We start from the raw sequence: 25352 nt of genomic DNA on the forward strand, positions 1-25352 counted from the left end.
AGAATGACTGAAGTGTTATTAGAAGAACTGGACCATGTTGGTCCCGCAACCGCACAGAAACTGATGGATGCAGGGTTCACGACAGTAGAAGCGATAGCTGTTTCATCTCCTGCGGAACTTGCAACTGCAGCAGATATAGGTGAATCCACTGCCGCCAAGATCATCCTGGCTGCCCGGCAATCGGCGGATATCGGAGGTTTTGAGACCGGGGATGTTGTAATGGAACGCAGGAAGCACGTGGGAAAACTTTCCACGGGCTGTGTGGAGTTCAATGAGATGATGGGAGGCGGGATCGAGACCCAATCGATAACTGAGATGTACGGTGAGTTCGGCTCCGGGAAGACCCAGGTTGCACACCAGCTTGCAGTCAATGTACAGCTTCCCCGGGAGCAGGGCGGCCTTAACGGCTCTGTGATCATCATCGACACTGAGAACACTTTCAGACCGGAGAGAATCCAGCAGATGGTGGAAGGGCTATCCGAAAAGTATGGCCAGGAGTACGACCATGCAGAGTTCCTGAAGAACATACATGTTGCCCGTGCCTTCAATTCCAACCACCAGATATTGCTTGTGGATTCAGCAATGGAACTTGCTAATGAACTCAAAAACACCGAAAAACCTGTAAGGCTTTTCATTGTGGACTCCCTGACAGCCCATTTCAGGGCTGAGTATATAGGCAGAGGCACCCTTGCTGACAGGCAGCAGAAACTCAACAAGCACCTTCATGGGCTGCAAAGGTTCGGGGACCTTTTAAACGCATGTGTTGTTGTGACGAACCAGGTAATGTCAAAACCGGATGCTTTCTTCGGTGATCCTACAAAACCAATTGGCGGGCATATTGTGGGTCATACGGCCACTTTCAGGTTATACCTGCGCAAATCCAAAGGGGACAAGAGAATAGTCCGGCTTGTGGACTCGCCTAACCTTCCGGATGCCGAGTCTATAATCTCCGTCACTACTGCAGGATTGCGAGATCCATGATCAGGGAAATGTTTTAATTGTTTCCCTTTATCTACTTTTTATGAAATTCAAGGCCCTTGCCATTGACATAGACGGCACGATCACAGATACGGATCGCCGGCTCAGCCTGAAAGCGGTTGAAAAACTGCGCATCCTTGATGTTCCGGTTGTTCTTGCAACGGGTAATGTACTCTGTTATGCCAGAGCTGCCTCAAAACTCATAGGGGTATGTTGTCGCATAATAGCCGAGAATGGTGGTATTATCACAGATGGCTTTGATAAGGAACCCATAGTGTCGGATCATATACACGAGTGTGAGCAGGCCTTCAGTTTTCTTTCGCAGGTAGTACCGGACATGGAGAAACTTGACTCGTCCCTGCGAAGAACGGAGATAGTGCTCAGAAGGAACTTTGATATTGAGAGCGCGAGAGCTTTGCTGGAAACCACCGGATTTGATGTTGAGATCATCGACACCCATTTTGCTATCCATATCAAGAGCAAAAAGATAAACAAAGGCACAGGCCTTGTAAAAATGGCTGAACTTATGGGTCTGGAAGTATCTGATTTTGTTGCAATAGGCGATTCTGTGAATGACGTCGAAATGCTTGATGTGGCAGGCTTCTCTGTCGCTGTAGGGAATGCCGATAGTGTGACTAAAAGCGCTGCAGATCATGTTACAGGCACTACATATGGCGACGGAACAGCAGAAGCTATTGACTACCTACTTTCAAAGGGTATGCTGTGACCTTTTAAGCCTGAAGTGAATGGGTATAAAAAAGGCTGTAAAAAGGCTGTAAAGCCCGGGGTGAACTTGTATCCGTGGCTTTACAAACCTGCTTTATCTTTTAGGCTCTTGGCAAGGTTCTTGTCGACAACTATGTAGTCCTTGATAGCCCTGACAGACTCAAACGGTAACAATATGTACTGGTCATCGGTCAGGTATTTGGATGTATCTAGACTCATATCCGGCTTTACTATCAGGTTTATCAGGTCTCCTGTTTTTACGTCCATCACTATATTGAAAAGGACACCTATTTCTGTACCATCGGTTGCCATTACCTGTTTGCTTGAAAGGTTTTTTGCAAAGACATTTGCCATTATTTCATTCACCCCTGAATATAAAAGCGACACTTAAATTTTTCATATATTTATCTGTATCCTATATAAGAACTTGGTTCCTCTTTCTTTATGCCACCTTTGAACTGTGCCTGTATTCTCTCATAATACTCTACCATGTTCTCTGACAGCGTTGGTCTGACCTTGGCCAGAGCTTCCCTGAAATACTTCATGCCGACCTTCTCGCTCTCGAAGTTTTCGCGCAGTGCCAGCATCACCGCTTCTCTGCATACGGCTTCTATGTCTGAGCCAACAAAGCCTTCGGTAAGGATTGCGAGGTCATCTATACTGACGTCATCTCCCATGGGGATATTCCGGGTGTGTATCCGGAATATGTCTTTCCTGCCGGTAAGTGTGGACTGCCCTACAAGCACCAGCCTGTCAAAGCGCCCGGACCTAAGAAGTGCAGGGTCCAGCATATCGGGGCGGTTGGTGGCGGCTATCACGACTATCTCTTTCAGGGGTTCCAGGCCGTCCAGTTCTGTGAGCAACTGGTTGACTATCCTTTCAGAAACCTTGCCGTCCTCAGTCATCGCACTGCGCATGGGTGCTATTGAATCGATCTCATCGAAGAATACTATGCAAGGAGCTACCTGTCTTGCTTTCTTGAATGTTTCGCGGATGGCTTTTTCAGACTCGCCCACCCACTTGGAGAGCATCTGCGGTCCCTTCACACTGATGAAGTTCGCGTTAGATTCATTAGCAACTGCCTGTGCAATAAGCGTCTTTCCGGTGCCCGGCGGGCCGAACAGCAAAATACCTTTTGGGGGCCTGATGCCCATCTGAACGAACTTTTCAGGCCTTGTAAGAGGCCATTCCACTGCCTCTACAATTTCCTGCTTCGCTTTATCAAGCCCTCCCACGTCGCTCCATTTAACGGCGGGCACTTCCACAAGCACTTCTCTCATGGCAGACGGTTCTATCTCGCGAAGCGCACCCTCAAAGTCCTCCCTGCATACATTGATGGTATCCAGGATCTCCGGCGGTATTTCTTCGTCCTCCAGGTTGATGTCAGGCAGTGCGCGCCTGAGTGACTTCATAGCAGCTTCCTGCACCAGTGCAAGAAGGTCTGCACCTACAAAGCCCTGGGTGTGCTTTGCAAGATACTCCAGCATCTCAGGTGTGACATCCTCGCGAAGTGGTACTCCCCTGGTATGGATCTGCAGTATCTCCAGACGGTCATCCGTGTCCGGGACTCCTATCTCGATTTCCCTGTCAAACCTTCCAGGCCTGCGCAGGGCCGGGTCTATGGCGTCCACACGGTTGGTGGCTCCGATGACAACTACCTGTCCTCTTTCCTCAAGGCCGTCCATCATTGTGAGGAGCTGGGCGACAACCCTCCTTTCCACTTCACCTGTAACGTTCTGCCTCTTGGGTGCAATGGAGTCTATCTCATCAATGAATATAATAGAGGGAGCCTCTTCCTCTGCCTCCTCGAATATCTTGCGTATGCGCTCCTCGCTCTCACCATAGTATTTACCCATGATCTCGGGACCCGCAATGTAGAGGAAGTTGGCACGGGATTCATTTGCCACAGCTTTTGCAATAAGCGTCTTTCCGGTGCCCGGTGGTCCGAACAGTATGATGCCTTTGGGTGGCTCAATGTTAAGTCTCTGGAACAGCTCCGGGTGCTTCAGGGGCAACTCTATCATTTCCCTTACACGCTGTATCTCAGTGCCAAGACCTCCGATGTCCTCATAGGTGATTCCTCTTGCCGCACCGTCATATCCCCTTACGGGTTTTTGCCTCAGTTCTATTTCAGTGAATTCACCTATTATCACAATGGTCTCGGTAGGTTCGACCTCGACGGCTATAAGCGGTATAGCCTGCCCTCCGCCCACCTGGCTGGACATTGGCTGGGTCATGGAACTGATGATGGGTATGACATCCCCTTCCACAAGAGGCCGCTTCATTATGTTCCTTTTGATTATCTCGCTAATGTGATCCCCGAATTCCATGGTCACGCCTTCCGGCGGGGCCAGGATGACCTTGGTAGCTGTTTCAACATCAGCTTTCCTGATCGTAACCCGCTCTCCAATCCCCACACCGGCATTCTGGCGGATGAATCCGTCTATGCGGACTATGCCCTGCCCCCAGTCCTGCCTCTCGGCTCTCCACACCTTGGCCGCAGTCTTTCTCTTACCCTCTATCTCCACTATGTCTCCGGGAGACAACTGCAAACTAAGAAGGGTTGTGGGGTCAAGCCTTACAATGCCCCTGCCGAAGTCGTTCGGATGTGCTTTCTCTACTTTGATCTGTACTTCGTCCATTGAGTTCATCCTGAATATTATTTCAAATCAATAATTTGATTGTGATTGCTAGGTACTTATTTTATTTCATAGTTAAAATAGATGTGGTCTATGATCTACCCGGCAGCTTGTATTATCACTAAAAAGATTTAAATATGGATTTGTATGTATTATGCCTGAGATAAGAAACTATTCTGCGGATTCTCTATAAATTCCTTATTTATGGTGGCTCTTCAGCAGTATGGTTGAAGATCTTATTTTTCAAATAAAGGACGTGCATTGTTTTGTTTAACAATAATCAAGAGTCAACAGCTCCTGTAGCTGCTGGAGAAACATACGAAGTAACGATTCAGGACATCGCAAAAGAAGGCGACGGCATTGCCAGGATAGAGGGCTTTGTTATCTTTGTGCCTCAGACCGAAGTCGGCGAGACTGTAAACATCAAGATCACCAAAGTACTGCGTAAATTTGCATTTGCAGAAAAGGAAGAATAAACTTTTATGATGGGCCAGAGCCCATCTTATTTATATTCAATTTTATATTTTAATTTTATATCCTTATTTACCCTTTCTTTTCAGAGAACGGATAGTCGTCTGGTGCTTAAACAGGCATACCTCTTTTCTCCGTTGAAATTCCACGCTTCATGACTGATTCTTAAAATTGTTACTCCACATTTTAATAACCATCACCCACATAAAGAAAATTAATATTTAGGGGAGTTTTTAGGAGGTGACAAATTGGCAACAAGAATGAACGCTCTTGACTGGTTATCTCTTGCACTTGTGATAATTGGTGGTCTCAACTGGGGTCTGATTGGTGCACTCAGGTTTGACCTTGTAGCAGCAATCTTTGGCGAGATGACTCTGCTCTCAAGAATAATCTACATCCTTGTAGGTCTGGCAGCGCTATACATGCTGTATTTCGCAACACGGGTAGGCAGCTCTGACAGGGCAGATGAAACCAGAACAACGACAGCACGCAAGTGAGTTGTACTTATGTGTTTGAATTGATGATGGATTTTACTCCATCATCAGTTTTGTGAGGCTCTCTTCTGCCTCTTTTATTTCCTCAAGCTGAACAGATATGCCAAATCCGTTTCCTGTTACCTTCAGTTCGCTGCCACCTGCCGTCCCAATGACTGTATGGGGAATGTTCCCAAGCAATTTTTCAACAGCTTCAGGATCAGAGGTTGTAATGATGGCTCTGGCGTATGATTCCGAAAACAGCACGTCATCAACCCTCATCTCCTGTCCTGTGGATGTCAGGTCTACACTAGCACCCATATTCATGCACATTTTACACAGCGCTGCTGCAAGCCCTCCAAGAGAAATATCGTGTGAAGCTGTCACCTTCCCACTTTCTACTGTCCTGATCACAGCATCGATGATATCAGAAGCATTCTCCGGTACCCGGGGCACTTTCCCGTTCTTCTTCTTTCCTGCAAGGCTGTAGTACTCGGAACCTCCCATCTCATCCTTTGTTGTCCCGACCAGGATGATGGTATCCCCTTCGTTCACGAACACAGACCGAGGTGCGATATTCACATCGCTGATGTAGCCTATGACGCCAATGGATGGTGTGGGTGGAATGGCAGTTCTGAACTCCTCGCTTTCGTTGTACAGGGAGACATTACCTCCCACAACCGGAATGGAAAGTTCCCTGCAGCCATCTCCTAATCCAAGGATGGCATATTTGAACTGCCAGTAGATGTCGGGTTTTTCTGGATTGCCGAAATTGAGGCAGTCTACAACGGCTATCCCCCGGGAGCCCTTAACAGCAAGGTTCATGGCATTCTCGACCAGTGTGCCTTTTCCTCCCTGGTAGGGGTCAAGCAGCGTGTGTCTCGGGTTGCAGCCGCAGGACATTGCAATACCCTCGTTGCCGCTGATCCTAAGAATTCCCGCATCATCTCCGGGTTTCATTACTGTCCTTAACTGGACTTCATGGTCATACTGTCTGTATATCCATTTTTTTGAAGCCACGTTGTGGGATGAGAGGACTTTGAGTACTGTTTCTTTGAGGTCTTTCGGTATTTCCGGCTTGTCGCCTTCCTCGCGGGGCGCAGGGGCCCGGGAAGGGCGCTCGAAGGTAGGTGCACCTTCAGTGAGCAGTTTTATGGGAATATCAGCGACTATATCTTCCTTGAACTCAACAGTATACTTGAGTTCTTTAGTGAGCTCTCCTATCATACTTGCATTGAGGTCATATTTCTTTGCGACATCAAGGACTGCCTGGACATTCTGGGGTTCAACCTCAAACAGCATGCGCTCCTGTGATTCTGCTATCAGTATCTCATAGGGGACCATGCCATCCTCGCGGAGTATCACATTATCAGCGATGATGTACATCCCCAGGTTGCCCTTTGAAGCCATTTCTGAACTGGCTCCGGCAAGCCCTGCAGCTCCAAGGTCCCTGCAGGCTTTGACATATCCTTTCCTGATTATCTCAAGGGTTGCTTCTATCACCAGTTTCTCTGTAAACGGATCACCTATCTGTATGCTTGGCCTGTCCTCTGCCTCTGATTCTTCTGAAAGGTCCCTGGACGCAAAGGATGCACCGCCAAGTCCGTCCCTGCCTGTGGTCGAACCCATGAGGACGAGTTTGTTGCCTGCCTTTTGTGCGCATGCTGTGACTATGTCCTCTTCGCGTGCAAGACCTACGGCCACCACATTGACAAGAGGGTTACCGCTGTATGCCTCGTCAAAGAAAGCCTCTCCACGAACAACAGGCACTCCGATACAGTTTCCATATCCTGCGATGCCCTTGATGATGTGTTCGAAGAGATACAGGTTCTTGGGACTGTTAAGCGGCCCGAAATAGAGAGGATCCATCAATGCGATGGGGCGTGCGCCCATGGATATTATGTCGCGTACAATTCCTCCAACGCCGGTAGCTGCCCCGTTATACGGGTCCACATATGAAGGATGGTTGTGACTTTCCATTCCTATGGCAAGTACCCATCCATTACCAAAACTCACAATGGCAGCATCGTCCCCCGGTCCGATGATCACACGTTCGCCTGTGGTTGTAAAGGTTCTGAGCAGCGGCGCACTTGAGCGGTATGAGCAATGTTCGCTCCAGAGGTTCAGGAAGCACCCCTGTTCCACTAGGTTAGGTTCCCTTCCCATCTTTTCAGTAACGATCTTAAAATCATTTTCAGATAACATTCATGTGCCTCGGTATTTAAACTCAAGATTAACTAGGCTTTTAAAGCACCCGGAAACTAATAAACGTTTCTTTAAGGAATCCGGGGACAGTCAGATATCCTTGTGAAAATGTCATCAGATATCCGAAAAATACGTGATGAAGCCATCTATTTTTAGCACTCATTCCTGAAAGTAAGCATGTCGCCAACTTTAAGGCATGCTTTTTTTGCTTTACCTGTGTTTGTCTCGATTATGTATTTTACCTTTGTTCCGGATGAACACAGGCCTGTCCATGGACGAAGTCCGCAGATTTTAACTATCCTTTTGTCCTCATCAAGGAATAGGACATCTATTTCAAAATTAACAAAAAGCATGTGCAACGACACTTTTTTGCTTTTATTCATAACAAAGATAAGGGCATATCCTTCCGGAATATTCTTTCTGAACATCAGGCCAAGGGCCTGCTTATATATGCTGCATGCAAATTCGGTACTTGTAGCGACATATTCACCACTAGGTTTTAATATCATTGTTGTTTACTTTAATCATCTATTTTAATTTAAAACTATGTAGAGTTTAAAATAGGTAATAATCCCGGAGGATAAGTCAAAAGATGAGTTCTGAAATGTGTTCGGTATGTGGCCTGCCAAAGGAACTTTGCATATGCGAAGAAGTAGCGAAGGAGCAGCAAAGGATAACGGTAAAGGTAAATAGAAGGCGTTATGGGAAAGAGGTCACTGTTGTGGAAGGTTTTGATGCCCATGAGATAGATCTTCACGAACTCTCTACGTACCTGAAGTCCAAATTCGCATGTGGAGGGACTGTCAAGGGCACTGGTGTGGAACTGCAAGGTAACCACATAGGACGCATGAAGGATGTTCTGGTTGAGCGGGGTTTCTCTCCGGATCAGATAAAGGATTGAGTATCCTATTCCTTGATATTTCTATATAACTTGTTTTCAGGACAGGGATTGTGTTCCCTGTCTTTACATTTAGTGTCTGTGTGCAGGGTATTTATTTGTTAAACACCTCTTCTATTCATGATGGATATTATGAAGCGCATATATATGGACCACAGTGCAACCACGCCGGTCGATCCCCGGGTTGTGGATGCTATGCTTCCTTATTTTACGGAAAAGTTCGGTAATTCATCAAGTCTTCACTCATTCGGACAGGAAGCCGCTGAGGCGCTTTCCATGGCACGCGGCCATGTTGCAGATTCCATTGGTGCCCGGGAAGAGGAGATCATATTCACTTCAGGGGGTACTGAGTCTGATAACCTTGCTCTCCAGGGTGTCCTTTCGCGGGAACCGGGAAAAAGGCAGCATATCATCACATCGGTTCTGGAACATCCTGCCGTTCTCAGCACATGTGATTTTCTCAAGAGCATAGGACATGATGTCACATATGTGCCAGTAAGCAGTGAAGGTATTGTGGATGTGGGCGATATCGAGAGGGCCATCAGGGATGACACTGTAATCATAAGTATAATGCATGCAAACAATGAGATAGGCACCATACAGCCTATAGAAGAGATTGCGAAGATAGCAAAGGATAATGATGTGTATCTGCACACTGATGCTGTACAGTCGGTCGGCAAGATACCTGTGGATGTGGACCAGCTCGGCGTGGATATGCTCTCGATATCCTCTCACAAATTGCACGGGCCAAAAGGCGTGGGCGCCCTGTATGTGCGTGAAGGTACCAGCCTGACACCTGTCATTTTTGGTGGGGGGCATGAATCGGGCCTGCGCCCTGGAACAGAGAACATTGCTGGTATTGTGGGCTTTGCAAAAGCCTCCTCTATTGCAAAAGAGCGCCTTGGGACTGACCCGGCCCGGATGGGCAGACTTCGTGATGCCCTTATTAAAAAAGTATTTAATACTATTGATGATGTCCGTCTTAACGGTCATGCCACACAGAGGCTGCCGAATAATGCCAATCTCAGTTTCAGGCACGTAGAAGGGGAATCAATGCTTATGCTGCTTGATATCGCAGGCATTGCCGTGTCTACAGGTTCTGCATGTTCTTCAAGATCCCAGCATGCATCCCATGTGTTAGACTCTATCGGGCTTGACCCGGATTACATCCATGGCTCTATCAGGATAAGTCTGGGAAGGGAAAACACCATGGATGAGGTCGATTATCTTGCAGAGGCATTGCAGGAAACAGTGGCAAAGCTTAGGCAGATATCCTCCCCGGTAGAATGCTGAATATACACCCGGAGAAATTACATGTATTCAAAGAAGATAATTGAAGAATTCACAAATCCAAAGAACGTCGGGATAATTGAGGATGCTGATGGCGTCGGTGAGATAGGCAGTACTATCGATGGCGATGTCATTACTGTATATATCAAGGTGGACGACGACGTGCTCAAGGATGTAAAATTCAAAACATTCGGGTGCGTCGTGGCAATCTCGACTTCCACGATGGTCACCCAGCTTGCAAAGGGGAAGACCGTTGAAGAAGCTCTTGCAATTTCCAATGAGGATGTCCAGGATGCATTGGGAGGCCTCCCAAAGGGAAAGGACAGATGCTCTGGGTTTGCTCTGGATGCATTGCATAAAGCGATTGAAGATTACCGCAATAAGTCATGAACAATTGAAAGAACAGGGGAAATTCCAGTGAAAACTACATGTGAGATCATGGTGCAAAGGGTGCTGCCTGCCATACGTGCAGAGATAGCTCGTATTATCATATCTGAGCGTGGCCGTACTCAACAGGAAGCGGCCGAGGTCCTGGGCCTCTCAAGGGCGGCCGTATCCCAGTATCTGAGTGAGAAAAGAGGAGCTGAAGTTGGCCTTTCGGAAGACACTCAGGAAGAAATACGTAAATTCACTTTCCGGCTCATGCAGGGCTTAAGCCCTAAGGAACAGGTTGCAGGCATGTGCAATATATGTAAATATGTCCAGATGTCCGGCTGGTTGAACAAGAATGAGCCTGATGCAGGCTATTGTATCCTTTGTGGAGATTCGGAAAGTCTTTGAACAGCAGTCTCTGTGTTAAATGCAAGGGTAAAGGACTTTGTGGCCGCCCGTTCTGCCCGATCCTTGAGAAATTCAGGTCTGTAGAATCGTCTTTTTCCGGCATTACTGGCGAGACCTCTATTTTTGGTGCGTCCCCTCCTGCAGTGTTCGTAGGCAGGCACAATTACCCGGAGGTCAGGGCCGGACCCATGATCCCTCCTCAGCTTGGAGGAGATGAGGCTATCCTGCTTGAAGACCCCAAAGCTCTGTTGAAAATGGGGATACAGGATATCATCTCGTCGCGTTCAAGGCTTGTCAGGGCAAGCACCGGTGTAAATGTCAGAAACGCCCGCAATACTGCTAATCCTCTAATTGAAAAGTCACAGGAGTTGGCCCTGTCGAAAAAACCGGTGGACACTGAAGCGTGGTTCAGTAAGCCTATCCGGAATAAACTTAAGTTCGATAATGTCCTGACTCCCATGGGTCCTTCCGGTGAACTGAAGGATTTCGATATAACTGAGAACCCCAAGGTTCCCCGGAAAGTGGACTCTTTAGTTTATGATACCGATGCTCTTGCAAAGGACGCCATCTCCGAACTGTGGGGCAGCAACATACCTGCTGAACATATAACTCGCCTTCTTTCCATAGGCCTTCTGGGACAGGAGAGGCGCCTGGTACCGACCCGCTGGTCTATCACTGCTGTGGATGACATGGTCGGGAAGCAACTGCTCATGAAAATAAGGGACTACCAGCAGGTAAGCGATGTGTGCGTTTTCAGCGGTGGGGCTTTTGGCAACCATTTTGAGATCATGATAATCCCAAGGAGCTTCACTTTTGAACTTATAGAGGTATGGATGCCGCAGGCAGTCTGGACCGGGGGCACTACATGGATCGAATCAGATAGTGAGGATCTCAGCGGAAAGAAGGGCTATTCAAATCTTGCCGGCGGCTACTATGCAGCAAGGCTGGCAGCTCTGGAACACATGAGTTCTATACGCAAGCAGGCGTCGGTTTTCATGGTGCGCGAGATTAGGCCTGATTACTGGGCCCCTCTGGGTGTCTGGGTTGTGCGTGAGGCAGCCCGTGCGGCCCTAAAAGCACAGCCACAGGTATTCGGGTCTGTGGAAGAGGCACTCAGGGATATGTCCTCGCGTCTGCGTACTCCTTCGGGTCAGTGGATGGAAAAAGCAAAGATGCTCTGCAATATAAGGGCGCAGCGCACTCTTGATTCCTTTTTTTGATGGCAGTTCATATTTAGTTCAGTCTAGATGTGCATATATATTCCTATATAGTGATATATAGTTTAAATAAGGCACCTTTATCTATATATGGTCCGTAGCCGTACTAAAAAATCATATTGAGGAATCTCACAAAATGGAATTATTTGATCCACTTGTAATTATGCTTATCATCGCAGGCCTATATATGGCATGGAACATTGGTGCCAACGACCTGGCCAATGCCATGGGAACATCAGTAGGCAGCGGTGCTCTATCAATAAAGCAGGTTATTATCGTTGCAGCCGTCTTTGAGTTCGCAGGTGCCGTTTTCTTCGGAAAGCGGGTTACTTCCACTATTGCCAAAGGCATAGTACCTATTGATTCGATAGCCATGACTGATACTCATCTTGTAGCTATCGGAATGCTTGCCGCCATCCTTGCGGCAGGTTTCTGGATCACCCTTGCGACCTTTTACAATCTCCCCGTCTCAACAACTCACTCTATTGTTGGTGCTGTATTAGGTTTTGGCCTGATAGCAGCATACAATGGTATCATAGGATTTAATGAGATAAACTGGCCAGTCCTTTTCAAGATCGTTGCCAGTTGGCTGATTTCTCCTGTACTGGGCGCCCTGCTTGCCTACATCATCTTTTCCCTGATAAGATATTTCATATTGCAGAAAAGCGATGATCCCTACAGGATAGAGAACAAGTTTGTCTTCCTGCAGGTAGCCACTGCATGTTTTATTGCTTTCGCACACGGCTCAAACGACGTGGCAAACGCTGTGGGCCCTCTGTATGCGGCCCTTCATGCACTTGACATGGCAGGAGTAACAGTTCCCCTCTGGGTAATGATCATGGGGGGCCTTGGCATGGTATTCGGCCTTGCGACATGGGGCTACCGTGTTATAGAAACCATTGGGACAAAAATAACAGAACTCACCCCTACAAGAGGCTTCTCTGCTGAATTTGCCACCGCAACAGTTGTGGTAATGCATAGCTATATTGCTCTTCCCATCTCCACCACGCATACTCTTGTAGGCTCCGTTATAGGTGTAGGCTTGGCAGGAGGACTTGCAGCGGTTGATTTAAGTGTTATAGGGAAGATATTTCTCTCCTGGATAATCACTGTGCCTGTGGCAGCATTGACATCCGCGCTGATATTTGTAGGACTGTTAGGGATTGGAATATGAAGAAAGAATACATTCGCTCGGTTTTGAATATATTTGCAAGTTCCCCATTCAAGCCCCTGTGCATACATGCAAACAAGGGCGGAGATTGCGTTAGGAAATTAAGTGAATCTGTATACGCCTTCTGTGAGGGCGACATGGAAACGGTTGAGAGGCTCAACCATGAGATCGATGACATTGAGCACGAAGCGGATGTCATCAAGCAGACCATCCGGGGTGAACTCTCCTCCTCTATAATGCTTCCTGTACATGCTACAGACTTGCTCAATTTCCTCAAACCACAGGATTCTATTTCAGATGAGGCTCAGGAAGTCTCTTACTGGCTAACGCTTCGCAGGTTCGAGGCCCCTCCCGAGATAAGCACAGGATTCCTGGAACTGATGGACAAGACACTTGCAACCGTTGAGCAGTACGAGAAGTTGGTTGACACCCTTAGTGAACTGCTTGAATCCTCTTTCAGTAAAAGGGATGTTGACGACACTCTTTCACTGGTTGTGGAAGTTGAGGAAATGGAGCATCAGGTCGATGTTATAGAAAAGGATATGGTGAGGAAAATCTTCCGTAATGAGGATGTGCTCGGAGGTGTGGGTGTTTTCCACCTCACTCGTCTGGTAATGGGCATTGGGAAAATAGCAGACAATGCGGAGCATGCTGCTGACAGGTTAAGGACCATGGTCCTGAGGAGATGATCCTCCCTGCCCTTTATTCTTTATTTGTGAAGGTTACGGTCCTCATTCATTTTCTGAAGCAACTCGATGACCGAGTAGGCTGCGCGGGTGATGCCCATGCTGCGGTTATCGGTATCTGTACCTGCAACATACAGATTATTGATCGGCGTCCTTGCATCTGCGAAATACCCGTTAATAGTCACTGCTGCCTTCTCCGGGATTGTGATCTGTTCATGCTTCATCTGGATATGGTCTTCAATACGGGGGATAGCACGGTAAATAGTCTCATAGGCATTTTTGATCTCTGAGCTTTCACTCTTTCCCTCTTTGATGATGAAGGTGAAGCCTACAAGCTGCTTGCCCTTGGGTGCAAGGGACGAGTCGTAGTTAGTGATGGGCATTGCCCAATAAGGATGGTTCTTGAACCATATCTCTGATCCGATATAGTTGAATTCCCCCATCATGGAATCAAGTCCCAGCCATAAAGTCAGGCTTTTGGTATGGTGCACGCCTTTAAGATCCTGTATGTACGAACTTGGCAGCGTCTCGACCATTTTAGGCAGGTCCGTAACAAAGCCGGTGTAAACGACGGTATTTGCATAGTACGTTTCACCTGCTTCAACACCGACAACCTTTCCGTTACTGGTAAGTATCTTCTTGACCTCGTATCCTGTCTTGATCTCCACGCTCTTTGGAAGAGAAAATAACACTGCATTGAGAAGTGATTTCAATCCTTTTCGAGGATATCCCTGGGAATAACTGACTTTGTTGGTGGCAAGCCTTCCAAGGGTTGTGAGCGGCTTGGATGCCTTGTTCATTCTTGTCTGCAGGGATGTGTGCAGGTTAGATGTCAATATGGATTTGAGAACTGGCTCAGTTTGCGGCTTTTCATGAACCTTCATAATGCTTTCCATCTGTTCCTGAAGGACGCTGTCCCTGACAAAACTGCTGCCTGAGAGAACTCTTTGCACAGATGTTTCTTTCATGTCTCTTCCCGAGAGGAAATATGAAATTGCATCCACAAAATCATAAGTGTCTTTTGATAGGTTATCAGACATGAACTCGTACACAGACTGTTTTGAGAGGTCAATGCCGAATGTGGAGAGTGTCAGAGCTTTGGTGATGGCCTGTGAAACGACTATCCTGTCTTTTCTGGGAAGCACATCGAATGTAACAAAGTCTCTTACATTTGAGGGAACTTTGAGGAACTGATCTTCGGTCCTTACATAATAATGCCCATAGTCCTCAAAAACAGGCATATAATCAAAATAGTTGTCCATCAGCCTTCTCAGCGGTCCCACTTCGAGATGTGTGATGGCGTGTGCACCTGTATCCACCTGGAATCCATCCACAACATAACTGTTGCAGTTTCCACCGATGAAATTGCTCTTTTCAAGGACCAGTACCTTGTTACCGTGTTTTGACAGTGTGAGTGCGGTAAGCAGTCCGCTTATACCTGCACCTACAACTATGACGTCGTATTTCTCCATTCTTTCCCCTCAGAATGCGTTTAAAATCAAAATAGTGAGGGAGATATTACCCGAATATCTCCGGTACAATGCGTCTTGCGACTTCCTCATATGTCTTGGAAAGGTCTCCCTTGTCAAAGCGGAATATATCCTTATCCATAGACTTCCCTGTGCTCTTGTCCCATAGTCTGCAGGTATCACAGGATATCTCATCAGCCAGCACGATTTCTCCATCCTTCCTTCCAAACTCAAGCTTAAAGTCAGGAAGCAGGAACCCTTTTGAATCAAAGTACTTTACAAGGATATCGTTGATCTTAAGGGCCATGCTGCGTATCTGGGCTATCTCCTCATATGTGGCAATTCCCATTGCAACGGCTATATCCTCATTGAGCATCGGATCTCCGTGTTCATCGCTCTTATAGTCCAGGACAATGACCGGCTTCTTGAAAACAGTCCCCTCTTTAATCGGATATTTACGGGTTATGGAGCCGGCTGCGATATTACGTGGTATGACCTCGATGAGGATTATCTCGACGGCATCGACAAGCATCTCTGTATCAGATATCATCTCAATATAGTGGGTCTTAATGCCTTCTTCTTCAAGCATTTCAAAGATCTTTCTTGAGATTTGGGCATTATAATATCCTTTATTTGCAGCTTCGCTTTTTTTCTTGCCATCAAAAGCTGTCAGGCTGTCCCTGAATTCGGCTATGAGCCTTTTAGGATTCTCGGTCCTGTATATGGTCTTTGCTTTCCCTGAGTATAATTGTTCTTTTTTCATAACATCACTCCACTAAGGTATTCTATGTTTTAATGTTTTATGCCTGGTATCGTATAACTATTTATGTCTTAATTTATGTACTATAAGTGATACAAAATGTTATTGTACAATACATGTTGTTATTATTTCAGACTAACACATATCATTTAAGGTGAATTTAACAATGGACCAGGAACTTATGCGTATAGGTGTATCGCTTCCGGAAAACCTTCTGACCAAATTCGATTCGATCATAGAGAAAAGAGGCTATTCATCGCGGTCCGAAGGCATCAGGGATGCTATCAGGAATTATATCACCCATTATGAATGGATGAGCGATGTGAAAGGTAGACGAGTGGGTACTATCACATTGATATATGATCATACCAAGCGTGGGCTATCCAGTGCCCTGACAGACATTCAGCATGATCACTCCCATCTTATCAAATCCGGGATACATATCCATCTTGACCATGACAATTGTCTCGAGGTTATCATCCTTGACGGTGAAGGTGAGGAAGTCAAGACCGTCGCAGAGAAGATCATGGCTCTTAAGGGCGTTACTTACGTAAAGCTCAATACTGCCCTGCCCTCAGAAAGCCTATAACTCCTTCTGGAATCTCTCATTGATAGAGTATTCTATGGTCTGCAAAAGGGATCTTCCAAAACCTGTAAGCGAGTAGGTCTGGAAATTCCTTTCCCTTTTTGATTCCACCAAATTCGCATCCTTGAGAAGCTTAAGATGATATGAGAGTGCAGAATGCTTGTAGTCGGTTATTTCCACAAGCACACAGACACAGAGCTCACTGACTTCAAGGGCTCTCAGGATGTGTATCCTCACAGGGTCAGACAGGACTTTAAAAATGGATACCAACGGGCCGACATCCTCCTGCATCGTCTCACGGACCCTCAAGGTCACATCGTCAGGAAGAATATAAGGCTCCGGGCATTCTGCAGTTGTTTCTACTTTCATTAATTGATTATTGTCTTTGTGGGTTAATAAGTTTTGTAATGACTGTGAGATAACTTACAAGAAAAATCAGTTCAAGCCTTTAGAATTAAAGAACGGGGCGTATTTTTTATCAGTTGATTCAATATGATTGACCAGCCAATCTTTGAGGAAGTTCATCAGTTCATAGCTGAGCCCCGCTTTTCCATTTTCGTAGTCTTTTTTGAAGTTGCCGACCTGCTCGATGAATTTCTCATGTTCCTTTTTATGAGCTGCGTACTGTGGGTATCCATACTGCTTCATATAATTTTCCTCAGTAGTGAAATGTTTCTGAGTGTACTCCGCCATCTTAGTGATTATATCCAGGGTTATTTGCTTGCTTTTTGCATTCAACATAGCATCGTGAAGTTCGTTGATCATTTTCACAAGTTGCTGATGCTGCCCATCAATCTCTTTTATGTTCATGCTGTATTTGTCAGACCAGGTTATCAGTGCCATATTAATCACCATGAATAAATATATTTGGAAGTATAAATATAAACTGGTCTGGTTCCGGATCAAATTCTGTATAGGATGTTCAGTTCCTGGATATGGGCCTATATACTTCCTTTTCAAAACAAATAAGTATTCATCTTCTCAATTAGAGTCGTGGCGCAGAATGTTGTATCGTTTGACATAATAACCCCTCTATCCCGTCCTGTCCTTATAATACATACGTGCGCCACATGATGATTCTCTGCCAGTTCAATTTTATTTTACATTCCGGACAGCAATCTTTATCCCTTCAGCAAATATCAGTGTCACAAAAGCAACTCCCAGCGGCAGTATCCACTGCATAGGTGTGAGTGGCACAAGTTCAAATATATTGTTCAGGAAAGGAATATACATTACAGAGAGTGTCAGCAGGACCGTGCTGAGCACACCTACTATCATCAGCTTATTGCTAAAGATGCCTATCTTTGTTATAGATTCTTCAAGGGACCTGAAGGAGAATGGTATGAAAAGTATCATGCTGACAATGGTTGCAAATGTAAGCGTCCTCGCAATTGTAGTATTCTCTGCAGGGTCATTGAGCACAAACACAAGAAAAGCAGACGAAGCCATTACTGCAGCCATGCTTACCATGATCATCACATTCCTCTTCTTCAGCAGGCTCTCATTGGGATCGCGTGGCATCTTGTCCATTATCTTTTCCCGGGCAGGGTCAAGACCAAGGGCAATAGCAGGCATTATCTCATCGAACATATTGATGAATAAAATCTGCAGTGCAAGCAGGGGTATAAGGTCAAACCCCAGCAACAGGAGACCCAGCATAATAAGCGTGACCTCTGTGAAATTTCTGGAGATAAGATAGGTCGTGAACTTTTCTATATTCTCGTAAATGGACCTGCCTCTTTTCACTGCTTCCACGATGGTGGCGAAGTTGTCATCCTGCAGGACCATGAGACTGGACTGCTGTGCCACATCAGTTCCCTTGAGTCCCATCGCAATGCCGATGTCCGCCTTCTTCAGGGCCGGTGCATCGTTCACACCATCGCCGGTCATCGCTACAATATGCCCTTTTTTTTGCAGGGCTTCTACTATTCTCAGCTTCTGCTCAGGCATGGTCCTTGCATAAACGCTTATTTTGTCAACGATCTTCTCTAACTCCTCATTGTCCAGTTCATCAAGCTCCGGGCCTGTCACAACGCAGTCTGTTATGATACGCTGCACTTTCTTATCGCTCTCATTCAGTATTTCTGCATCGGACCCACAGGCACTCCCACTATCCAGGAGTCCTATGTGCCTGGCTATCGCCTTGGCTGTATCCGGGTTATCGCCGGTTATCATCAGTACCTTGATGCCGGCCTGCCGGGAGAGCTCCACAGCATTCTTCACCTCGTCACGCGGGGGATCTATCATGCCGATAAGCCCCAGGAATGTCATATTTTGCTCGATGTCTTCTTTGGAGGGATCTCCGGGGTCTTCAGTGCAGGCAATCCCAAGCACACGGTAGGCGGAGGATGCCATCTCCCGGTTCATGTCAAGTATGCTCCTGCGGTCATCATCGCTGATGTCCGTGACCTTTCCATCCTTCTCGATACGGGTACAGCGCTCAAGGACATACTCAGGAGCCCCTTTTGTGTACGATACCCTTCCATCTTCCCGGGTGTGCACGGTAGTCATCAACTTCCTCTCGGAAGTGAAGGCTATCTCATCGATCATCGGGTACTCTTTCTCGAGATCATCTTTCCACAGTCCCGCCTTTGCAGCGGCAACCACAAGAGCTATCTCTGTAGGATCTCCCACAGTGTCCCATTTGCCGTCTCTCTTCTCGATAGATGAGGCGTTGCAAAGTGCTGCAGCCCTGAGCAGCTTCATGGCAGTATCACCCTGTCCGATATCCGCCTTCCCTCCTTCTACCAGGAACTCTCCGTCAGGTGCATATCCCGACCCGCTGACCTCAAAAGTTTTATTGCTAACGAATACCTTTTCGACCGTCATCTCATTACGTGTGAGGGTTCCGGTCTTGTCGGTACATATCACAGTTGTGGATCCCAGTGTCTCAACTGCCAGCATCTTCCGGATTATCGCATTGTGCTGGGCCATCCGTCTCATCCCGTAAGCAAGGGTGATTGTCATGACAAGCGGAAGTCCCTGAGGCACTGCGGCCACAGCCAGCGCCAGTGCCACCAGCAGGATCTCGGTAAGAGGTGCTCCTATGAACAGCCCCAGCACAAAAGTGGCCAGTGAAGCCAGCAGTGCTATTACAGCAAGATTCTTTGACAAATTTGCAACCTTTTTCTGAAGGGGTGTGGGTTCATCCTCCACCTGAATAAGGCCTGCTATTTCACCTATCTTGGTCTCCATCCCGGTGGAAACGACAACAGCCCTGCACTTTCCGTGAACGATCTGCGTACCGGCAAATATCTGGTCTCCTACATCCTTCCAGACCGGCTCGCTCTCGCCCGTAAGGGCCGCCTCTTCAATCCTGAGGCCATCCGATTTGAAAACAACCGCATCGGCAGGGATATTATCTCCCACCTCAAGAACCAGGACATCTCCGGGCACAACTCCCCTTGTCTGCACATTCCTGGGTTTATTATCCCGTATAACTGTCGTCTCAGGCTTGACTATGTCCTTCAGGGACTCCATTGCCTTCTCTGCCCTGTACTCCTGGATAAATCCCAGTATGATCACAAGGGCAATGATAAAGACAATGACCCAGAAATTGATAACTTCGTCTGCCAGCAGGGAGATTATTGCTGCAGCGATAAGCACCCACACAATGAAATCAGCAAACTGCCTGGTGAATATCTTCCATGCAGTTGTTTTTTTTGTTTCTGTCAGCTCATTGTTTCCATATTTTTCCAGTCGCTCAGATATCTGCTGCTCAGAAAGTCCTTTTTCCGATGTTCCAAGCCTGGCAAATGTATCCTCGACGGCCGGAAGGTCCCCTTCCACTATATTCTCCTCCACCGAACTTTCCCCCTATATGCATTTGAAGGATTAGCATTTATAGATATTTGTATGAGGTACTCTTTGCTTCAAGACTCAGCGCATACTTCTTTGAAATGTAGTTCTCAGCGCTCATGCAAACCTCAGTAGCAAAACCAATACCTGTGCCTACCATCAGGTCCCATGCGGCCGATGAGATGTTTTCCGGTTTTTCTCCGGCCAGACCTTCCTGATATAGTGTGTAAACAATGCCAGCGTTAAAACTGTCCCCGGCACCGACGGTACTGATTGTTCTGATATCGGGTGTCTTGTAGAATTCTGACAGGCAAGGCGTTCTAAGGTACACGCCTCTGCCTGCAGTAGTATATATCAGGCATTCGCACCCTGCGGCAAGCACGTACTCATAGGCTTCATCTGCGTTCCTGCATTCTCCAATAGATAGCATGTCCTCATCCGAAGCCCTGACAATGTCGGCGTATCGGATATTGTTGTCAACAAGAGATCTTATGCTTTCAATATCTGGCGTGTAGGCTTTCCTGATGTTAGGGTCGTAGAGGATGGTCGCGCCGGCTCTGTCTGCCCTATCAAGAATTCTTGTGAGCTCTTCTTTCAAAAAAGCCGAGCTTGCCAGAATAGAGCCGAACATTACTATATCTTTCTTTGTAAAACTCCTGCCGGCATTCAGAACCCTTGCATGAGGGAAATCCTCGTAAAAACTATAATGGGCATTGTTCCCGCTATCCAGAAAAGCCAGTGCGATGGGTGATTTCCGGTTCTCGTACCTTAAGACATGCTCTACGGAGACATTTTCCTTCTCCAGGAAACTGCATATCATGTCTCCCAGTGAATCGTTGCCATGCTCGCTGACAAGCGCTACAGGAATGCCTGTCCTTCCAAGCGAGACCGCGCTGTTGAGCATGGCTCCTCCCGGGCAGGCTGAAATAAATTTATCCTCCCTGAAAAGTATGTCATAGAATATTTCACTTATTGCAAATACGCAGGAAATGCAAACACCCCGGACATGTTATTGCCACCAATCTCAACCCCATAATTTAACAATTGTCAGGTAGTATAAAGGCTCTCCTTTTTCATCCCTGTGGATAAGGGTCTGCTCCTCAACAGGTATGACCTCCCCCTTTTCTTTCCTCACCCTGTATCTCTGCGTGACCTCGTAGGCGCCCTCCCGGGTGTTCTCAAGCAACTCAAGCATTACTCCTGAAACCTCCTCCGGGTAAATGATATCCTCGTATACGAGTCTTCCTGAAGTGAAGTCCTCCGGGCTGTATCCGAGAGTGGATACATGTGCTGACATGACTTTAACATGCCCGCCTTCTCCCGCGGGTCGCACAAGAGCAATCACCGGCATATGTCGGATGAGTTCTTCAAGGGCTTTTATGTAATCATCAGGTTTTGGCTGGCTGACCATAGCAGGTGTTCTTTCTTCATGTTTGGTTTGAAGGAACTCACTCTCTTTAAGATCGTTCAGTTCGGTAGCCTTTATGTTTATCTCTCTCCCCGTTGTCATATCTTCCTTCACTCCTCTCAGATGCTCATAGATGCTGGCAGATGATAATTACTCTCTCATCTTATGATTTAAGCTTGCCCTCAGAACACAGGTAATAGTAGTCTAAAGGCAGGTTCCCATGGAAAAAAGGAGGTGTGGGACAATAATAATGAAGAGGCAATAGCAATGAAGAGGCAATATCTAACCTCTTCATAACGTTAAAACTCTATATGAATATTTATTTAATAAAAAGCCCGCACTTGCAGGAACCGCGCGTTTCAAGGTCTATTTTATGCGCTGCACACGGACAGATGATCTTCTTGTCCTTTTCTTTGTCCTCTGTCCTTTTCTGGCAGAAACAGTACCATTCTCCAAACTGCTTCTTGTTATTGCAGATACCTTTAACTGCAGTAGTGATAACATCCCAGTCGCTGTTCAGCCTGTATCCTGAGCTTTCTGCATTTTTCTTCGAACGTTCATAGAATTCAGCCTCAAGTTCACCATCGAATCTCATTTTTATCACTCTGTTTTACTGTTTTAATTGTTCTATCATAATACTAACATGTCGCGATTTAAGACTTTGCCTCTTCTTTTGCGATTTCTGCAAGCCTTTTTCCGTTATCTCTGCACTGCTTCAGGTCATCCTCAAATGGCCTGAACTTAACCTGCATGCTCTCGGTTGCAAGTTCGAATCTTGCAGATTCTATCTCCTTTTCCATGCCTTTAACAGCTCCGCCTCCCCATCCGTAGGAGCCGAACAGGAAGTATTTTTTGTTTTTTGGATGAAGCCCCGTCATATATGTAAGAAATCCTGCTACTGTGTAAAACATCTTATTGTTCATCGTAGGTGAGCCAATAGCAATGACCGGTGAATCCATCAGCTCCTTCATGGTCATACTCCAGTCATTCTTTCTCAAATGGCGCACCCTTACTTCCACGCCTGCTTCTCTTACACCCTCCGCTATCTCCATTGCCATTTTCTCAGTGCTGCCCCACATGGTATCATAGATCACAAGCACCTTTTGGGCAGTTTCTCCCCTGGCCCATCTGCCATAGGCTTCAATTATCCTTGGAGGTTCCTTCCTCCAGATAACACCATGAGCGGGGGCTATCATGTCTATGCTTATCCCAAGCTCTTTTACCTTCTCCACATACTTGATAACCTGTCCGCCGAAGGGCAGCAGGATATTTGCATAGTAGATGGCAGCATCTTCCATGACATCTTCCACTTCATCATCAAAGCGTTTGGAAGTTGCAATGTGCTGGCCAAATGCATCGTTGGAGAAGAGTATCTTGTCCTCCTTGAGGTATGTCTGCATGCTGTCGGGCCAGTGCAGCATAGTTGCCTCAATGAACATCAGTGTCCGCTTTCCGAGTTTTATCTCATCTCCGGTCTTTGCTACATGGAAGTTCCAGTTGTCACAGCCCATCTCCCTGTAATGCTCGCAGAGCCCGGACTTACCCTTGGCGCTTGCAATAAGAGTGGCGTTTGTAGCGATGTCCATTATCGCAGGTAATGATCCGGAATGGTCCATCTCCACATGGTTGGAGATAACATAATCAATTTTGGCAGGGTCAACTATCTGCCTTATTCTCTTAAGCATCTCATCGGAAAAGCTTGCCTTTACCGTGTCGATAAGTGCTATCTTCTCATCAACTATAAGGTATGCGTTGTAACTTCCACCTTTTGGAGTCTCGTAACCATGAAAATCCCTCAGGTTCCAGTCAACAACGCCTACCCAGTATATTCCCTCTGCTATTTTCAGTGGCTGTGGCTCATCCATAAGCGCTATCTCCCTCTATATTATGTCTGCATTCTGAACTCGGTTGCCCATTCGAGAAGCTCATCTATTATCCTGTAATGTCCTCTCTCGGCAGCTGCAACGTTCTCAAAGAAAACCCTTTGGTCCTCATCATCTGCCCTCTTTGCCAGTTCTGTGTAGAAATACTCGCTCTTGTGTTCGAATCTCAGGGCTGCCAGCAATATTCCCACCTCTTCCAGTTTTTTTCCGGAGAACTCTTCCGCAAAAGATGCCTTGAAATCCGGGTAATCAAACTCAACGATAGGTGCCTTTTTCTGTTCCCTGTATTGCCGAAGATACTCGGCATGTTTCTTCTCCTCTTCTGCAAGGAAAGTGTAAAGATCCCTGGCAACCGCATTGCTCATTGAAGATGCTTTTTCCAGATAGTATTCCCGTCCTTCATTTTCCAGCTCAATGGCCATGGCAATTGCTTCATCGATCGATCCGAGCTGGTCAAGCTCATCTGCTATTTCCTTTAAGGTGTCTTTCATGCCCATACCTCTGTCAGAATAAATGCTATGGTTAATCAAATCAGTTCAGTGTTTGTTTGCCTGAATATGAACAAATCCCACCGATTCAAACTATCGGGGTCCGGCTTAATATATCTTTCGAAGGTCGACTCCTTTCCCGATTGACTTTTTGGTCTCATATCAGGTTCCTATTCACCCCTTTCAAAAAAAGGCAACCTCTACCTTTATTTAGAAACCTTTTTATTTACTATCATCCATTACAGAGGTTATATTTAGTTTGATTCCAGTATTTTAAATGTATTATTTTGACAGAGGTAATGTGATGGATAAAATCAAGATCGCAATTGCAGGTGTTGGCAATTGTGCAAGCTCTCTGATCCAGGGTATCGAGTACTATAGGGACAAGCATGAAAACGATGCTATAGGACTGATGCACTGGGATATCGGCGGTTACAGGCCTTCCGATATTGAAGTTGTCGCAGCCTTCGATATCGATAAAAGGAAAGTGGGGAAAGATATTTCGGAGGCCATTTTCGCACCGCCTAACTGTACGGCTGTATTCTGCAGTGATATCCCTCAAACAGGTGTAGTTGTAAAAATGGGCTGCATCCTGGACGGGTTCTCGGAACATATGATGTATTTCGATGAGAAAAGGACCTTTGTACCTTCAGGCCAGCCTGAAGCCAGCAAGGAAGATGTGGTTCAGGCACTGAAGGATTCAGGCGCAGAGATATTACTGAACTATCTTCCTGTAGGCTCCGAGCAGGCGACCCGTTTTTACATGGACTGTGCCCTGGATGCAGGTGTTGCATGCGTCAACAATATGCCAGTTTTCATCGCAAGCGACCCGGAATGGGCCGCGAAATTCGAAAAGAGAGGCATCCCTATCATTGGTGATGATATCAAAGCACAACTGGGTGCTACTATCACTCACAGGATGCTGGCAGACCTTTTCAATAAGCGTGGAGTGAAACTGGAAAGGACCTACCAGCTCAATACCGGAGGGAACACCGACTTCCTGAACATGCTCAACCGCAGCAGGCTTGCGTCAAAGAAAACATCGAAGACGGAGGCTGTGCAATCCGTTCTCGCACAGCGTCTGGATGATGATAATATCCACGTCGGGCCAAGTGATTATGTTCCATGGCAGAACGACAATAAAGTATGCTTCCTGAGGATGGAGGGCAAGCTTTTCGGAGATGTACCCATGAATCTGGAGTTACGCCTCTCTGTTGAGGATTCTCCCAACTCTGCTGGTGTGGTCATCGACGCTATAAGATGCTGTAAACTTGCCCTTGACAGGGGAACCGGCGGAGTGCTTTATTCACCTTCGGCCTATTTCATGAAGCATCCTCCAAAACAGTTCACTGATGATGAAGCCCACAAGATGACCAGCGAGTTCATCTGCGGTGACCGTACGAACTGAAGGCGGACCTACTGGCTG

The 25352-nt window shown here is 46.7% G+C and carries 27 protein-coding genes; 13 read left to right on the plus strand and 14 right to left on the minus strand.

Translation table 11 applies throughout. The features are described from left to right. Positions 1-3: 3 nt before the first annotated feature. Complete coding sequence (radA, locus tag Q8J68_RS05025; protein ID WP_305310443.1) at positions 4-981, plus strand: DNA repair and recombination protein RadA; 978 nt, start codon at positions 4-6, stop codon at positions 979-981. Between the two features lie 40 nt (positions 982-1021). Next, on the plus strand, positions 1022-1705 hold the full coding sequence (locus tag Q8J68_RS05030) for a phosphoglycolate phosphatase (RefSeq protein WP_305310444.1): 684 nt from the start codon (positions 1022-1024) through the stop codon (positions 1703-1705). Between the two features lie 80 nt (positions 1706-1785). Here Q8J68_RS05030 and Q8J68_RS05035 read toward each other — a convergent pair whose 3' ends face one another. Both Q8J68_RS05035 and Q8J68_RS05040 read right to left on the minus strand, forming a co-directional pair. Beyond that, on the minus strand, positions 1786-2058 hold the full coding sequence (locus Q8J68_RS05035; RefSeq protein WP_015053912.1) for a PRC-barrel domain-containing protein: 273 nt from the start codon (positions 2056-2058) through the stop codon (positions 1786-1788). Positions 2059-2108: 50 nt separating this feature from the next. Next, a complete protein-coding gene (locus Q8J68_RS05040) occupies positions 2109-4346 on the minus strand; it encodes a CDC48 family AAA ATPase (protein ID WP_305310445.1) in 2238 nt (745 codons plus the stop codon). Between the two features lie 263 nt (positions 4347-4609). Between Q8J68_RS05040 and Q8J68_RS05045 the strand changes: the two genes are divergently transcribed. Together Q8J68_RS05045 and Q8J68_RS05050 are read left to right on the plus strand one after the other, a co-directional pair. After that, the gene (locus tag Q8J68_RS05045; protein ID WP_015053914.1) at positions 4610-4819 is read left to right on the plus strand and encodes a TRAM domain-containing protein; all 210 of its coding nucleotides are present in this window, start codon (positions 4610-4612) and stop codon (positions 4817-4819) included. Positions 4820-5062: 243 nt separating this feature from the next. Continuing rightward, positions 5063-5311, plus strand: a complete 249-nt coding sequence (locus Q8J68_RS05050) for a DUF378 domain-containing protein (RefSeq protein ID WP_305310446.1) — start codon at positions 5063-5065, stop codon at positions 5309-5311. 33 nt (positions 5312-5344) lie between these two features. Here the strand turns inward: Q8J68_RS05050 and purL are convergent, their stop codons facing one another. Both purL and Q8J68_RS05060 read right to left on the minus strand, forming a co-directional pair. Beyond that, the gene (gene purL / locus Q8J68_RS05055) at positions 5345-7492 is read right to left on the minus strand and encodes a phosphoribosylformylglycinamidine synthase subunit PurL (protein WP_305310447.1); all 2148 of its coding nucleotides are present in this window, start codon (positions 7490-7492) and stop codon (positions 5345-5347) included. A 152-nt stretch (positions 7493-7644) separates the two neighbouring features. Continuing rightward, complete coding sequence (locus Q8J68_RS05060; RefSeq protein ID WP_305310448.1) at positions 7645-8001, minus strand: DUF192 domain-containing protein; 357 nt, start codon at positions 7999-8001, stop codon at positions 7645-7647. An 83-nt stretch (positions 8002-8084) separates the two neighbouring features. Between Q8J68_RS05060 and yciH the strand changes: the two genes are divergently transcribed. The 7 genes from yciH to Q8J68_RS05095 all read left to right on the plus strand — a co-directional run bounded on the left by yciH (position 8085) and on the right by Q8J68_RS05095 (position 13537). After that, positions 8085-8393 (plus strand): stress response translation initiation inhibitor YciH, encoded by a 309-nt coding sequence (gene yciH, locus Q8J68_RS05065; protein WP_048147043.1) that lies wholly within the window; start codon positions 8085-8087, stop codon positions 8391-8393. Positions 8394-8522: 129 nt separating this feature from the next. After that, complete coding sequence (gene nifS, locus Q8J68_RS05070; protein WP_305310449.1) at positions 8523-9683, plus strand: cysteine desulfurase NifS; 1161 nt, start codon at positions 8523-8525, stop codon at positions 9681-9683. A 21-nt stretch (positions 9684-9704) separates the two neighbouring features. Further along, positions 9705-10070, plus strand: coding sequence for an iron-sulfur cluster assembly scaffold protein (locus tag Q8J68_RS05075; RefSeq protein WP_305310450.1), 366 nt, complete (start codon positions 9705-9707; stop codon positions 10068-10070). A gap of 27 nt (positions 10071-10097) precedes the next feature. Then, on the plus strand, positions 10098-10460 hold the full coding sequence (locus Q8J68_RS05080) for a transcriptional regulator (protein WP_305310451.1): 363 nt from the start codon (positions 10098-10100) through the stop codon (positions 10458-10460). Next, positions 10457-11680 (plus strand): Nre family DNA repair protein, encoded by a 1224-nt coding sequence (locus Q8J68_RS05085; protein ID WP_305310452.1) that lies wholly within the window; start codon positions 10457-10459, stop codon positions 11678-11680. Before Q8J68_RS05080 ends, Q8J68_RS05085 begins: the two co-directional genes overlap by 4 nt. A 133-nt stretch (positions 11681-11813) precedes the next feature. Further along, complete coding sequence (locus Q8J68_RS05090; RefSeq protein WP_370867601.1) at positions 11814-12851, plus strand: inorganic phosphate transporter; 1038 nt, start codon at positions 11814-11816, stop codon at positions 12849-12851. Beyond that, positions 12848-13537, plus strand: a complete 690-nt coding sequence (locus Q8J68_RS05095; protein ID WP_305310454.1) for a TIGR00153 family protein — start codon at positions 12848-12850, stop codon at positions 13535-13537. The genes Q8J68_RS05090 and Q8J68_RS05095 overlap by 4 nt, the downstream gene beginning before the upstream one ends. A 20-nt stretch (positions 13538-13557) precedes the next feature. Here Q8J68_RS05095 and Q8J68_RS05100 read toward each other — a convergent pair whose 3' ends face one another. Both Q8J68_RS05100 and purC read right to left on the minus strand, forming a co-directional pair. Continuing rightward, on the minus strand, positions 13558-15006 hold the full coding sequence (locus Q8J68_RS05100) for an NAD(P)/FAD-dependent oxidoreductase (RefSeq protein WP_305310455.1): 1449 nt from the start codon (positions 15004-15006) through the stop codon (positions 13558-13560). Positions 15007-15052: 46 nt separating this feature from the next. Next, positions 15053-15766: a phosphoribosylaminoimidazolesuccinocarboxamide synthase gene (gene purC, locus Q8J68_RS05105; RefSeq protein ID WP_305310456.1), complete on the minus strand. Its 714-nt coding sequence runs from the start codon at positions 15764-15766 to the stop codon at positions 15053-15055. Between the two features lie 163 nt (positions 15767-15929). On the opposite strand from purC, the gene nikR reads away from it, so the two are divergent. Then, positions 15930-16352, plus strand: coding sequence for a nickel-responsive transcriptional regulator NikR (gene nikR, locus Q8J68_RS05110; RefSeq protein WP_305310457.1), 423 nt, complete (start codon positions 15930-15932; stop codon positions 16350-16352). On the opposite strand, the gene Q8J68_RS05115 is transcribed toward nikR, so the two are convergent. The 8 genes from Q8J68_RS05115 to Q8J68_RS05150 all read right to left on the minus strand — a co-directional run bounded on the left by Q8J68_RS05115 (position 16347) and on the right by Q8J68_RS05150 (position 23929). Continuing rightward, positions 16347-16718: a helix-turn-helix transcriptional regulator gene (locus tag Q8J68_RS05115; RefSeq protein WP_305310458.1), complete on the minus strand. Its 372-nt coding sequence runs from the start codon at positions 16716-16718 to the stop codon at positions 16347-16349. The two genes, nikR and Q8J68_RS05115, sit on opposite strands and share 6 nt — an antisense overlap. A gap of 66 nt (positions 16719-16784) precedes the next feature. Beyond that, entirely contained in the window at positions 16785-17192 is a 408-nt protein-coding gene (locus Q8J68_RS05120) for a bacteriohemerythrin (RefSeq protein WP_305310459.1), read from the minus strand. Positions 17193-17444: 252 nt separating this feature from the next. After that, positions 17445-20153: a cation-translocating P-type ATPase gene (locus Q8J68_RS05125; protein ID WP_305310460.1), complete on the minus strand. Its 2709-nt coding sequence runs from the start codon at positions 20151-20153 to the stop codon at positions 17445-17447. Positions 20154-20190: 37 nt separating this feature from the next. Continuing rightward, complete coding sequence (locus Q8J68_RS05130; RefSeq protein WP_370867603.1) at positions 20191-21138, minus strand: PfkB family carbohydrate kinase; 948 nt, start codon at positions 21136-21138, stop codon at positions 20191-20193. Positions 21139-21171: 33 nt separating this feature from the next. Beyond that, complete coding sequence (locus tag Q8J68_RS05135; RefSeq protein WP_305310461.1) at positions 21172-21657, minus strand: PAS domain-containing protein; 486 nt, start codon at positions 21655-21657, stop codon at positions 21172-21174. Between the two features lie 217 nt (positions 21658-21874). Beyond that, a complete protein-coding gene (locus tag Q8J68_RS05140) occupies positions 21875-22150 on the minus strand; it encodes a ferredoxin-thioredoxin reductase catalytic domain-containing protein (RefSeq protein WP_305310462.1) in 276 nt (91 codons plus the stop codon). Positions 22151-22208: 58 nt separating this feature from the next. Next, entirely contained in the window at positions 22209-23420 is a 1212-nt protein-coding gene (locus Q8J68_RS05145) for an FprA family A-type flavoprotein (protein WP_305310463.1), read from the minus strand. Positions 23421-23440: 20 nt separating this feature from the next. After that, a complete protein-coding gene (locus tag Q8J68_RS05150) occupies positions 23441-23929 on the minus strand; it encodes a ferritin family protein (protein ID WP_305310464.1) in 489 nt (162 codons plus the stop codon). A 301-nt stretch (positions 23930-24230) separates the two neighbouring features. Here Q8J68_RS05150 and Q8J68_RS05155 point away from each other — a divergent pair, with 301 nt between their 5' ends. After that, positions 24231-25334, plus strand: a complete 1104-nt coding sequence (locus Q8J68_RS05155; protein ID WP_305310465.1) for an inositol-3-phosphate synthase — start codon at positions 24231-24233, stop codon at positions 25332-25334. Positions 25335-25352: the final 18 nt, after the last annotated feature.

It is taken from the genome of Methanolobus sp., assembly GCF_030682845.1.
GTDB lineage: Archaea > Halobacteriota > Methanosarcinia > Methanosarcinales > Methanosarcinaceae > Methanolobus.

Coding starts and splice junctions, on each gene's coding strand:
- radA (WP_305310443.1), top strand. CDS start 4: ATGACTGAAGTGTTATTAGAAGAACTGGACCATGTTGGTCCCGCAACC.
- Q8J68_RS05030 (WP_305310444.1), top strand. CDS start 1,022: ATGAAATTCAAGGCCCTTGCCATTGACATAGACGGCACGATCACAGAT.
- Q8J68_RS05035 (WP_015053912.1), bottom strand. CDS start 2,058: ATGGCAAATGTCTTTGCAAAAAACCTTTCAAGCAAACAGGTAATGGCA.
- Q8J68_RS05040 (WP_305310445.1), bottom strand. CDS start 4,346: ATGGACGAAGTACAGATCAAAGTAGAGAAAGCACATCCGAACGACTTC.
- purL (WP_305310447.1), bottom strand. CDS start 7,492: ATGTTATCTGAAAATGATTTTAAGATCGTTACTGAAAAGATGGGAAGG.
- Q8J68_RS05060 (WP_305310448.1), bottom strand. CDS start 8,001: ATGATATTAAAACCTAGTGGTGAATATGTCGCTACAAGTACCGAATTT.
- yciH (WP_048147043.1), top strand. CDS start 8,085: ATGAGTTCTGAAATGTGTTCGGTATGTGGCCTGCCAAAGGAACTTTGC.
- nifS (WP_305310449.1), top strand. CDS start 8,523: ATGAAGCGCATATATATGGACCACAGTGCAACCACGCCGGTCGATCCC.
- Q8J68_RS05075 (WP_305310450.1), top strand. CDS start 9,705: ATGTATTCAAAGAAGATAATTGAAGAATTCACAAATCCAAAGAACGTC.
- Q8J68_RS05090 (WP_370867601.1), top strand. CDS start 11,814: ATGGAATTATTTGATCCACTTGTAATTATGCTTATCATCGCAGGCCTA.
- Q8J68_RS05095 (WP_305310454.1), top strand. CDS start 12,848: ATGAAGAAAGAATACATTCGCTCGGTTTTGAATATATTTGCAAGTTCC.
- Q8J68_RS05100 (WP_305310455.1), bottom strand. CDS start 15,006: ATGGAGAAATACGACGTCATAGTTGTAGGTGCAGGTATAAGCGGACTG.
- purC (WP_305310456.1), bottom strand. CDS start 15,766: ATGAAAAAAGAACAATTATACTCAGGGAAAGCAAAGACCATATACAGG.
- nikR (WP_305310457.1), top strand. CDS start 15,930: ATGGACCAGGAACTTATGCGTATAGGTGTATCGCTTCCGGAAAACCTT.
- Q8J68_RS05115 (WP_305310458.1), bottom strand. CDS start 16,718: ATGAAAGTAGAAACAACTGCAGAATGCCCGGAGCCTTATATTCTTCCT.
- Q8J68_RS05120 (WP_305310459.1), bottom strand. CDS start 17,192: ATGGCACTGATAACCTGGTCTGACAAATACAGCATGAACATAAAAGAG.
- Q8J68_RS05135 (WP_305310461.1), bottom strand. CDS start 21,657: ATGACAACGGGGAGAGAGATAAACATAAAGGCTACCGAACTGAACGAT.
- Q8J68_RS05140 (WP_305310462.1), bottom strand. CDS start 22,150: ATGAGATTCGATGGTGAACTTGAGGCTGAATTCTATGAACGTTCGAAG.
- Q8J68_RS05145 (WP_305310463.1), bottom strand. CDS start 23,420: ATGGATGAGCCACAGCCACTGAAAATAGCAGAGGGAATATACTGGGTA.
- Q8J68_RS05150 (WP_305310464.1), bottom strand. CDS start 23,929: ATGAAAGACACCTTAAAGGAAATAGCAGATGAGCTTGACCAGCTCGGA.
- Q8J68_RS05155 (WP_305310465.1), top strand. CDS start 24,231: ATGGATAAAATCAAGATCGCAATTGCAGGTGTTGGCAATTGTGCAAGC.